Annotated in this window: 8 protein-coding genes and 1 pseudogene; 6 read left to right on the top strand and 3 right to left on the bottom strand. The window is 73.2% G+C overall.

Annotation, left to right across the window (positions count from 1 at the left end):
* A partial coding sequence (locus AB0O00_RS20505) for an amidase family protein (protein ID WP_363653744.1) occupies positions 1-825 on the top strand: 825 nt, incomplete at its 5' end.
* A gap of 67 nt (positions 826-892) precedes the next feature.
* Here AB0O00_RS20505 and AB0O00_RS20500 read toward each other — a convergent pair.
* The gene (locus tag AB0O00_RS20500) at positions 893-2,851 is read right to left on the bottom strand and encodes an FUSC family protein (RefSeq protein WP_363653742.1); all 1,959 of its coding nucleotides are present in this window, start codon (positions 2,849-2,851) and stop codon (positions 893-895) included.
* A 108-nt stretch (positions 2,852-2,959) separates the two neighbouring features.
* Positions 2,960-4,171, bottom strand: a complete 1,212-nt coding sequence (locus AB0O00_RS20495; protein ID WP_363653747.1) for a transposase — start codon at positions 4,169-4,171, stop codon at positions 2,960-2,962.
* Between the two features lie 404 nt (positions 4,172-4,575).
* Between AB0O00_RS20495 and AB0O00_RS20490 the strand changes: the two genes are divergently transcribed.
* Genes AB0O00_RS20490 through AB0O00_RS20470 form a run of 5 tightly spaced genes read left to right on the top strand, consistent with a single transcriptional unit; the run spans position 4,576 to position 10,009 of the window.
* Complete coding sequence (locus AB0O00_RS20490) at positions 4,576-5,631, top strand: YbiU family protein (RefSeq protein WP_363653740.1); 1,056 nt, start codon at positions 4,576-4,578, stop codon at positions 5,629-5,631.
* 1 nt (position 5,632) lies between these two features.
* Complete coding sequence (locus AB0O00_RS20485; RefSeq protein WP_363653738.1) at positions 5,633-6,949, top strand: DUF6271 family protein; 1,317 nt, start codon at positions 5,633-5,635, stop codon at positions 6,947-6,949.
* A 20-nt stretch (positions 6,950-6,969) separates the two neighbouring features.
* Positions 6,970-8,262, top strand: coding sequence for a type III PLP-dependent enzyme (locus AB0O00_RS20480; RefSeq protein ID WP_363653736.1), 1,293 nt, complete (start codon positions 6,970-6,972; stop codon positions 8,260-8,262).
* On the top strand, positions 8,259-8,807 hold the full coding sequence (locus AB0O00_RS20475; protein WP_363653734.1) for a GNAT family N-acetyltransferase: 549 nt from the start codon (positions 8,259-8,261) through the stop codon (positions 8,805-8,807). The genes AB0O00_RS20480 and AB0O00_RS20475 overlap by 4 nt, the downstream gene beginning before the upstream one ends.
* Before the next feature lie 5 nt (positions 8,808-8,812).
* The gene (locus AB0O00_RS20470; RefSeq protein ID WP_363653746.1) at positions 8,813-10,009 is read left to right on the top strand and encodes an MFS transporter; all 1,197 of its coding nucleotides are present in this window, start codon (positions 8,813-8,815) and stop codon (positions 10,007-10,009) included.
* Positions 10,010-10,092: 83 nt separating this feature from the next.
* Here AB0O00_RS20470 and AB0O00_RS20465 read toward each other — a convergent pair.
* A pseudogene (locus AB0O00_RS20465) lies at positions 10,093-10,289 on the bottom strand (MerR family transcriptional regulator); the annotation flags it as partial.

The raw sequence follows: 10,289 nt of genomic DNA, 5'->3' as shown, positions 1-10,289 counted from the left end.
AAGCCCACCCGCGGCCGGCTGGTCACCAACCCGCAGGGCGGCAAGCTCCCGCTCGACATCGTCACCGACGGCGTCGTCACCCGCTCCGTCCGGGACACCGCCGCGTTCCTCGCCGCCGCCGAACGGCACCGCGCCGACCCGCAGTTGCCGCCGATCGGCCTGGTCGAGGGCCCCGGGCGGCGCAGGCTGCGGATCGGCCTCGTGGTGGACTCGCCGATCGCCAAGACCGACGAGCCCACCCGCCGCGCCGTCGAGGAGACCGCCGCCCGCCTGGAGGCCCTGGGCCACCACGTCGAACCGACGACCCTGCCCTTCGACGAGGAGTTCTCCCGCGACTTCGTCTCCTACTGGGGCTACATCGCCTGGGCGCTCGCCGTCACCGGCAAGCTGATGCTCGACCCCGGCTTCCGCGCCCGCGACCTCGACGGCCTCACCACCGGCCTGCGCCGCAGCTTCCAGGGCGAGTTCCGCCGCACCCCGGGCGTGCTGCGCCGGCTGCGGGCCGCCGAGGCCACGTACGCGGGCATCTTCCGCACCCACGACGCGATCCTGTCCCCGGTCCTCGCCCACGTCGCCCCGCCGATCGGCCACCTGAGCCCGAACGTCGCCTACGACGAGCTGATCGAGCGCCTGCTGCGCTACGTCGCCTTCACCCCGGTCAACAACGTCACCGGCGGCCCCGGCATCGCCCTGCCCACCGGCGCGGCCCCGAACGACCTCCCGATCGGCGTCCACCTCTCCGCCGCCCACGGCCAGGAGCGCCTCCTCCTGGAGCTCGCCTTCGCCCTGGAGGCCGACCGCCCCTGGCGCCGCATCCAGGACTGAACCGCCCGGCGGGGGAGGCGCCGGACGCCGCGCGACCAGTGGGTGCCGAGGCGCTGAGGCCCGACCCCTAGCCGGTGGGCGCCGCCACCGCCCGGGCCGCCCGTACCTCGTGGTGGATGCGGGACAGGGCGCAGTCGGGGGCCATCTCCTCCGTCGGTGCCAGCGCGGCGCCGGTGCGCAGCGCCTCGGCCAGGTCGGTGAGTTCGCGGGTGACCGCGGCCACCTCGGCCCGGGTCGGGACGGGGGCGCCGTGCTCGACGCGGACCCTGGTCGCCGTCGTGGTGTCGACGATCCGCTCGACGGCGATCACCAGCGGCCACCACGCCTGTGCCCGGGCGCCGACCGGCGGGGGCTCGGTGAGCGCGCGCTGGAACTCGCTGCGCACGGTGGAGAGGTCCCGGTAGAGGCGCCGCCGGTAGCGGGCGCGGGCGGGCTCGTCGCGGCCGGGGCCGGTGGTGAAGGCGAGCGAGACGTAGGAGGCGGTGTCGGCGACGGCTTCGGCCAGGCGGTCGCCGATGCGGGTGTGCCAGGACTCGGGCCACAGCAGGTAGCCGGCCAGCAGCGAGATGGCGCAGCCGATCAGCGAGTCGACGAGCCGGGGCAGCACGAGGTGGAAGCCCTGGTGGTTGAGCAGGTCGGAGAGCAGCAGGATGACCGGTGTGATGGCCGCCGTCTGGAACGCGTACCCCTTGGCGGACAGCGCCGGGATCAGCGTCGCGAGCAGCGCCATCACCGGCACGTCCCACCAGCCGTGCGGGACCTCGGCGAGGACGGGCATCGCGATCGGCAGCCCGGCGGCCGTGCCGAAGGCGCGCAGCACGGCCCGGGAGAACACCGAGCCGAAGTCGGGTTTCATGACGAACGTGACGGTGAGCGTGACCCAGTACGAGCGGGGCACCGCGATCACCGACACGAGCACCTGGGCGAGGCCGATGCACAGCGCGAGCCGCAGCCCGTACCGCCAGGACGCGCCGGACAGCAGGAGGGCCCGGGCCGCCCGCCGGGTGCGTTCGTGCAGGCCGGCGGGCCGGCCGAGGCGGTCGTCGGCGGCGTACGGGTCCGGCGCGTCCTCCCGCACGACGGTGGCGGCGTGCCCGATGGCCTCGTCCAGTGCCCGGGTGGACGGCCCGGCGGGCTCCGGTAGAGGGGGCTGCGCGGACCCGGTGGCCGGCCCGCCGCGGCCCGCCTCGACGGCGTCCGCGAGCCGCCGCACCGCCGCCGGGTAGGCGGCCGGGAGCGGGCCGAGGTCGCTCGGGCGCAGCTGGGCCGCGGAGGCCGCCTCGACCACCGGGATCACCGCGTTGAGCTGGGCGAGCAGCCGCACGAGGGTGCGCGAGCGGCCGTGCCGCCGGGCCCGGCGGGCGAGCAGCAGGTCGTAGGAGTGGTTGAGCGACTGGGTGAGTGCCTGGCGCGTCGCGTCGTAGCCGGGGGAGCCGGTGGCCTCCAGGAGGTCGGCGACGGCCCGGTAGGTGCCGGCGACGACCGCGCGTTCGGGCGTGCCGCCGCGCAGCGGCCACGCGAGCAGGGTGAGGACGAGCACGACCCCGCCGCCCGCCAGGAGCAGCAGCGGCGGCAGCCACCAGGGGGACGGCAGCGGCAGGCCCGCCCCGACCACGGCGTTGAGCAGCAGGAGCAGCCCGGACACCGACGCGACCGCGCCGATCGACGAGATCATGCCGGAGACCAGCGCGATCACCGTCAGCACGACGACGGCCGTCCAGCCCTCGTGGAAGACCAGGGTGCCCAGGAGCACGCCGAGGGCGCCGAACAGCTGCGGCACGGCGATGTTGAACACCCGCATCCGGTAGGCGTCCGCGGTGTCCCCGATGACGCCGGACAGCGCGCCCATCGACACCAGCGCGCCGTACCCGGGCCGCCCGGCGGCCGTCCCGACCGCGAGCGGCGCGGCGAGCGCCACCGAGGCCCGGGCGGCGGCGGCCCACGGGATGGGCGCACGGGCCGGCAGCAGCCCCGCGGTCAGCCAGCTGGGCGGGGCGAGCCGGGCGGCTCGAGAGCAGCGTGCCATACGGAAAACGTACGGCGTGCCGCCGGGCCGGGCCCCTGGAACCGACGTTCTCGGTGAGCTCCTTCGTGACTCCTCCCCGCGCGAGCGCGGGGCTTCTCCCCCGGCGGCTTATGCCGCGTCGGGAAGGACCAGCCCGGCCCTGATGGCGACATTGAGTGCGCCCACGCGATCAGCGTGATCACGGTGGCCGCACTTGACACAGAGGAATCTCTCCCCGTCGCGGTTCTCCGCTGCCACGTGCCTGCACGCCGGGCGCGGGCACGTGCGGGAGCTGTCACGGGGGTCCACGGCGATCACAACGCGACCGGCGCTTTCAGCCTTGTTCGCGAGGATACCCAAGAACACCCCCCAACCCGCGTCGAGAATGCTTTTGTTCAGCCCGGCCTTGGCGGCGGCCCCGTTCGGAAGGAACGTGCCGGGCTGCTCGGGGGCAGGCTTCGGCTTGGGTGCTCGGACCATGCCAGCGATGTTCAGACGCTCGTGGCCGATCTTGTCGTAGGCGCGGACCAGTTCGAGAGCGGCCTTGTGTGCGTGGTCGAGCCGCTGGCGCCGGACCTTACGGTGCAGCCTGGAGACCGTCTCCACCGCCCGGCGGTGCTTGGCGCTGCGCTGGTCCGGGCGGGTCTTGGGGAACGCCTTCAACGCACGTTGGGCTTCAGCAAGGGCTTCGGCGTAGCGCTTGCCGTGGCGCGGGTTGGGCAGGTGGCCGCCGGTGTGGGTGGTCAGGAAGCGCCTCACGCCCATGTCGATCCCCACGGCCGCGCCCGTGGCCGGGAGCGGTTCGGCGGGTACCTCATCACAGGCGAGAACGACGTACCACTGCCGGCCCTCGCGCTTGACGCTGATCGTCTTGACCCGCCCCCTGACCGGGCGGTGTCGGTGCACGCGGATGTGCCCGACGCCCTGCAGTCGGACGCGAGTGATGGGATCGTGCACGGTGGAGTCCCACTGGCAGCCGTCCCCGTCCTTCGGGAACTCCACCGTGTCGAACCAGTTCACCCCACGAAACCGGGGATGGCCCGGCTTCTCGCCGTTCTTCACGCGGCGGAAGAACGCCTGGAACGCCTTGTCGAGCCGCCGGAGGGTGGCCTGCTGAGACGAGAACGACCACCGTGCCTGATCCGGATCAAACGCGCGAATCGCCTTCAGCTGAGAGGACTGGTCGCCGTATTTGATACGCGTCCTGGAGGCGTGCTGGTAGGCGTCCCGGCGCTCCTGCAACGCCGCGTTGTACAGCGAGCAGTGATCTCGCAGCATCGCCGACAGCGCAGTCTCCTGCTGGACCGTCGGGCGCAGCAGGAACTTGTAGGACCGGATCATCCGATCGTTCACCTCATCTCCCCGCTTGGTGGTCAACATACAAGCCGCCACTGACAAGGCGCGATCTCTGTGGGCAGCCCGACCGTCCCGATGTTATGTCAATTCCCGAAACATACTCGTGCTTATGTCAGTTGGCGAAACATAAAGCGAGTCGTTGCCGCGCTCTTTAGCTGCGCGGTTCCCCCATTGCCAAACGGCAGTTGAGGGTTGACACCATTAGTTGGTCTAGTCCAACGTAGGTGACGCGCCGTTCGGCAACGACTGAGGCAGGGTGAGGTGCCCTGCCGAGCCGACGAGTTGGCCGCCCGATCCGGTGGGAATTCCGGTCCATCGCGCCCGCGCCCGTCCAACCGGGAAGCTCCGGGAAGCGCTGCGTCGACCACGAACCATGGAGTGACTTGCTCATGCCGAAGCCTGACGGATATCTCCACCGGGCCGCCTCCGAACGCCCCTACTTCAGCGCCGACGGCGAGACCTACCTCGCGCAGACGGCCCTGCGGGACATCCGGAAGACCCGGCCGCTGCGCGTCCTGTCCGAGGAGGACCTCGCGTTCTGGCGGACGTACGGCTACGTCGTCGTGAAGGAGGCCGTCCCGGCCGAGGCGGCCCGGCGCCTGCTCGACTTCGCCTGGGACTTCCAGGGGTTGTCCCCCGACCGGCCCGAGGACTGGTACCGGGAGCGCGAGTACCGCGACGAACTCGACCAGCACCTCCACATCTACGGCTTCGTCGAGGCCTACCACCACCAGCTGATCTGGGACAGCCGCCAGTCGCAGCGGGTCTACGACGCCTTCGTCGACGTGTGGGACTGCGAGGAGCTGTGGGTCACCCTCGACCGGCTCAACCTCAACCCGCCCAACGTCCGCAACCGCGACCGCGCGCTCATCGAACCCACCGACCGCGGCTTCGACATCGAGCTGCACTGGGACGTCGACACCACGCTCGGCATGCTGCCGCAGCGCGTCCAGGGCATCATCGCGCTCAACGACACCGAGCCCGACCACGGCGGCTTCCAGTGCAACCCGGAGCTGTTCCGCCGGTTCAACGCGTGGCAGGCCGCCCAGCCGGCCGACCGCGACCCGATCCGCCCGGACGTCGACCGCGCCGAATTCCCGGTGGTCCGGCCCGAGTTGCGGGCCGGTGACCTGCTGATCTGGAACGGCCTGCTGGCCCACGGCGTCGAGCGCAACACCTCGGCCGGCGGCGTCCGCGCCGTGCAGTACCTGTCGATGATGCCCGCCCTGGAGGAAGCCGAGGACATGCGGCGCTCGCGCGTCGACTCCTGGCGCACCCTGAGCACACCGGACTGGAACCGCACCCTCGTCGGCGACGCGGACAAGCCCGAGGCGCTGCGCTACGGCCCCGCCGAGCTCACCGAGTTGGGCGAGAAGCTGCTCGGACTCAGGTCGTGGAGCGGCGGATCGGCCGGCGGCGAGGATCCGACCGGGGCGGGGGAGTAGCGTGCGGCGCAGAATATGCCTGACCCTGCCGACCAACCGGGCCTGCGCCGGGACGATCGCCGAGACCGGCGCCGAAGCCGCCCACGCGGCACGGGCGTTCGGCGTCGAGGTGCACCTGCTGATCCTGGACTCCGCGGACGGGCCGGCGTACGACGAGCACGCCAAGGCCGTCGCCGCGCTCCCCGGAACCGAGCACGTCGTCGTCCACCATCTTGACGAGGACGCCCAGCGCGCCTTCCTGCGGGACGTCATCGAACGCTCCGAACTGGACTATCCCGAGCGGCTGTTGGACCTCATGCTGCCGGACGCCGTGTCCTACGGCGCGTGCACCAACCGCGCGTTCCTGATCGCCGCCGCCCTCGGCTGCACCTCCGTGCACCGCCGCGACTCCGACAGCCACTACCAACTCCTCGACGGCGAGCCCGTGTTCCCCGTCGACCACGAGCTCGCCACCCTCGGCCTGCGGGCCGCCGACGCGGCCGGCGCCGTCACCGAGACCACCCTCGACCCGGCCCACGCCGACAAGCCCGTCAGCCTCGTCGGCGCCTCCTTCGTCGGTGAACTCTCCGTCGACCTCGGCGAGATCCGCGACGCCGACCCCGGCGTCTACCACGAGGTCGTCGGCCTCTGGGCACCCACCGGCGCCACCGAGGAGCAGCGGCGCGAACTCGTTGCCGAGTCCTTCACCGGCGGCGGCACCGAACCGTTCACCCGCGACCGCGCCGTCCTCGACCTGCCCGACATCTGGCGCGTCGACATGTGCAACATCGCCCTCGACCACGAGGTGTACGAACGCGTCCCGCTGCCACCCGCCACCGCGACCATCGGCAGCGACTACTTCCTCCTGCACCTCGTCCGCGACGCCACCCTGCCCGGCGTCGTCCACAACCGGCACATCGTCAACTACTACACGCCGGAACGGCGCATCGGCGCGGGCTTCACCGCCTACCAGCTGCGCTACACCAAGTTCCTGCTCTCCATGCTCTACCTCTACCCGGTCTATGCCGAGATGGAGGCCGCCGGCGACGCGCTGCTCGACGCCGGGCACCGCGTGCGCGCCGACGTCATCGCCGACTCCGCCCGCCGCAGCGCCGTGACCGACCGCGCGGAGAACCACCGGCGGCTCGCCGTCCTCGACCGCTGCTACCGGCAACTGGGCGGCAAGTACGCCGAGTTCGCGGAGCACCTGGCGCCCCTGCGGGAGGTCCTGCTCGACGAGGCGCAGGCCGACATCGAGGACTTCGCACTGCTGACCGACGCGTGGGGTCCGCTCGTCCGGGCGAGCCGGGCCACGCCCGCCGACCGGTTGCCCCGCTAGGGACCAGGAGCCGCACCCACATGTCACCCAAGAGCATGCTCCATACGACCGTGCACCCGCACGCCCCGCACCGCTCCTCCCTCCAGGGCGCCTTCGCGCAGGGCGCCTTCCCGCAGGGGCCCGACGAGCCCGCGCGCGTCCACGACCCGTCGGCGCTGCGCGCCGCGCTCGCCGCCGCCACCGACGACCGGATCATCTACGACCTCGACGGCATCGCCGCCCAGTACGCCGCCCTGCGGGCCGAACTCCCGGACGCCGAAGTCCGGTTCGCCCTCAAGGCCTGCCCGGTCGACGAGGTGCTCGCGTGCCTGGCCGGCCTCGGCGCCGGCTTCGACGCGGCCTCCCCGCAGGAGATCGCGCAAGCGCTGCGCACCGGCGCGGGCGCCGGGCGGATCCACTACGGCAACACGATCAAGTCCGACGCGAACATCGCCGAGGCCTACCGGCTCGGCGTGCGCGACTTCGCCACCGACAGCCTGGAGGACGTCGCGGCGATCGCCGAACACGCCCCCGGCTCACGGGTGTTCTGCCGCCTGGCGACCACCGGCGAGGGCGCGCTGTGGGGCCTCAGCCGCAAGTTCGGCTGCTCGCCGGAGGACGCCGTCCGGGTGCTGGAGGCGGCTCGCGCGGCCGGCCTGACCCCGTCCGGCCTGTCCGTGCACGTCGGCTCGCAGCAGATGACCGCCGAGGCCTGGCACACCGCGATCGAGGCGCTGGCCGCCGTCGTCGAGGCGCTCAACTGGCGGGGCATCACGCCCGCGACCATCAACCTCGGCGGCGGCCTGCCCGCCCTCGGGGTGCTCGACCGGCGCGGCCGGCCGCTGTACCCGCCGCTGGACAAGATGTTCGCCGTCATCCGCGAGGGCATGGACCGGCTGCGCGAACTCTCGTCCGGGCCACTGGAGTTCCTGGTCGAACCCGGCCGCCACCTGGTCGCCGACCACGGCGCGATCCGTGCCCACGTGGCCCGGCTGTCCTCGCGCCGCCAGCTCGACGGCAGCCGGGCGGACTGGCTCTACCTGAGCTGCGGCAAGTTCAACGGCCTGTACGAGATGGACGAGCTGCAGTACCGCCTGGAGTTCCCGACCCACCCCGGCGGCCAGTTCGTCAACGCCGTCGTCGCCGGCCCGACCTGCGACAGCGACGACGCGTACCGGACGACGGAGGACGCGCTCGTCCGGGTGCCCCGTGCGATCGCCTCCGGCGACCCGGTGTGGGTGCACGCCTGCGGCGCGTACGCCGCCGCGTACACCACCCGGGGGTTCAACGGCTTCGAGCCGCTCCCGTACAGCTGCATAGGAGGCGGCGAGTGAGCGCCGACATCCGGATCCGCGCGGTGGAGGAGGGGGACTGGGACGCCATCGTCGCCCTGGAGGCCCGCGCCTACGCCGACCACGGACTCTCCGAGGGCCGCGAGGCGCTGCGCTCCCGGCACGCGGCCTCGCCCGGCACCTGCTACGTGCTGGAGCACGGCGGCCGGGTCGGCGGCTACCTGCTCGCCCTGCCGTACCCGCTGTTCCGCAGCCCGGACCTGAGCCTGGCGGAATCCGGGGGCGCCTCCACGTCCGGCAACCTGCACGCCCACGACCTGGTGATCGCCGAGGAGTTGCGCGGCCGGGGCCTCGCCCCGCGGCTGATGCGCCACCTGCACGACACCGCGCTGGCGGCCGGCTACCGGACGGTCTCCCTGGTCGCCGTCCTCGGCGCCCAGGCCGTGTGGGCCCCCCTCGGCTACCGCGCGCGGCCCGAGGTCGCACTGCCCGCGAGCTACGGCCCCGAGGCCGTCTACATGGCGATGCCGCTGCGGCCCGCCACCACCGCTGTGTTCGTTCCCACCCTCGCCACCGAACTGGGCTGATGCACATGATCCGCGTCCGCGACGACTTCCGCCGGCACCAACTCGCCATCGCCGCACTGTTCTTCGTGCTCGGCTTCCAGTACGCCACCTGGGTCTCCCGGGTGCCCGCGCTCAAGGCCAGGCTGGACCTGAGCGAGGCGGAGATCGGGCTGCTGCTGATGACCTGCGGGGTCGGCGCGGCGGTGTCCTTCCCGCTGGTGGCGGCGCTGATGCGGCGGTTCGGCTCCCGGCTGCTGTCGGTGCTGTCCGCCCTGGCGCTCGGCGGGGTGCTGCTCGCGCTGTCGGTGGTGCCGAACTACGCGGTCACGCTGGTGGTGCTGTTCTGCGACGGCGTCGCGGTCGGCTGCCTGAACGTCGCCATGAACGCCCAGGGCGCGGCGCTGGAGGCCCGCTTCGGACGCACGACGATGTCCCGCCTGCACGCGACGTTCAGCGCGGGCTCGCTGCTGGCCGCGCTGCTGGCCTCGGGCGTCACGGCGCTCACCGACACGCTCGCGGTGCACTTCGGCGTCGCGGTCGTGGTGTTGGTCGCGCTGGTCGCGCTCGCCCGCCCGGCGCTGGTGGCGGACGGGCCGGGGGAGGAGGCCGCGCCCGAGAAGAAGGAGCGGCGCCGGTTCGCCCTCCCCGCGATGGCGACGCTGTGGATGGGCCTCGCGATGGTCTTCGGCACCGTGACCGAGGGCGCGATGAACGACTGGTCGGCGCTCTACCTCAAGGACGTCGTCGAGGCGAGCGCCGGTATCGCGCCGCTGGGCATCGCCGTCGTCTCGGTCATGATGGTCCTCGCCCGGATCTTCGCCGACGGCTGGCGCACCCGCTTCGGCGACGGCCGGATCGTCCGCGCCGGCAGCCTGCTGGCCGCCACCGGGCTCGCCCTCGCCCTGCTCGCCGGCGGCGTGGCGCCGACCCTCCTCGGTTTCGCCTGCGTTGGCCTCGGTGTCGCGGCCGTCACCCCGTGCGTCTACGTCGCTGCGGCCCGCCGGGGCTCCGACGCCCTGTCCCTGGTGGCCGCGATGGGCACCACCGGCCTGCTCGCCGGCCCCGCCGTGATCGGCTTCATCGCCGACGGCGCGGGCCTGGTCTGGGGCATGGCCGCCGTCGCCGCCTCGGCCGCGATCGTCTCCCTGTGCGCCACCCGCATCCAGTGGCCCACCCCGTCCCCCGCCCCCCTCGACGCCCGCCTCGCCCCCGACGCGACGTGAGCGTCGGCCCAAGACCCTCGCCCGGCACGCCGACGCCCCCGTCGTGGACGTGCCGGTCGAGTACCTTTCCGCGGTGCCCGCGCTCAGCCCTCGTTGTCCGGGGCCGGCCCGGCGGCGGCGTGCGGGGCCAGCCGCTCGCGCAACCGCGTGAGCCGGGCGATCTCGGCGTCGAGCGCGGCCAGCCGGCGGGCCACCACCGGGGCGAACGTCTCCGGGCCGTGCGGTTCGCCGGCGCAGCGCTGCGGCTCGTCCGCGTCGAGCAGGTCGAGCCGGTGCGCGC

The organism is Kitasatospora sp. NPDC093558 (genome assembly GCF_040683475.1).
Lineage (GTDB): Bacteria > Actinomycetota > Actinomycetes > Streptomycetales > Streptomycetaceae > Kitasatospora.
Note: the sequence above shows the minus strand (reverse complement) of the source record. Positions and strands in the feature narration are given on the sequence as shown.

Coding starts and splice junctions, on each gene's coding strand:
- AB0O00_RS20500 (WP_363653742.1), bottom strand. CDS start 2,851: ATGGCACGCTGCTCTCGAGCCGCCCGGCTCGCCCCGCCCAGCTGGCTG.
- AB0O00_RS20495 (WP_363653747.1), bottom strand. CDS start 4,171: ATGATCCGGTCCTACAAGTTCCTGCTGCGCCCGACGGTCCAGCAGGAG.
- AB0O00_RS20490 (WP_363653740.1), top strand. CDS start 4,576: ATGCCGAAGCCTGACGGATATCTCCACCGGGCCGCCTCCGAACGCCCC.
- AB0O00_RS20480 (WP_363653736.1), top strand. CDS start 6,970: ATGTCACCCAAGAGCATGCTCCATACGACCGTGCACCCGCACGCCCCG.
- AB0O00_RS20470 (WP_363653746.1), top strand. CDS start 8,813: ATGATCCGCGTCCGCGACGACTTCCGCCGGCACCAACTCGCCATCGCC.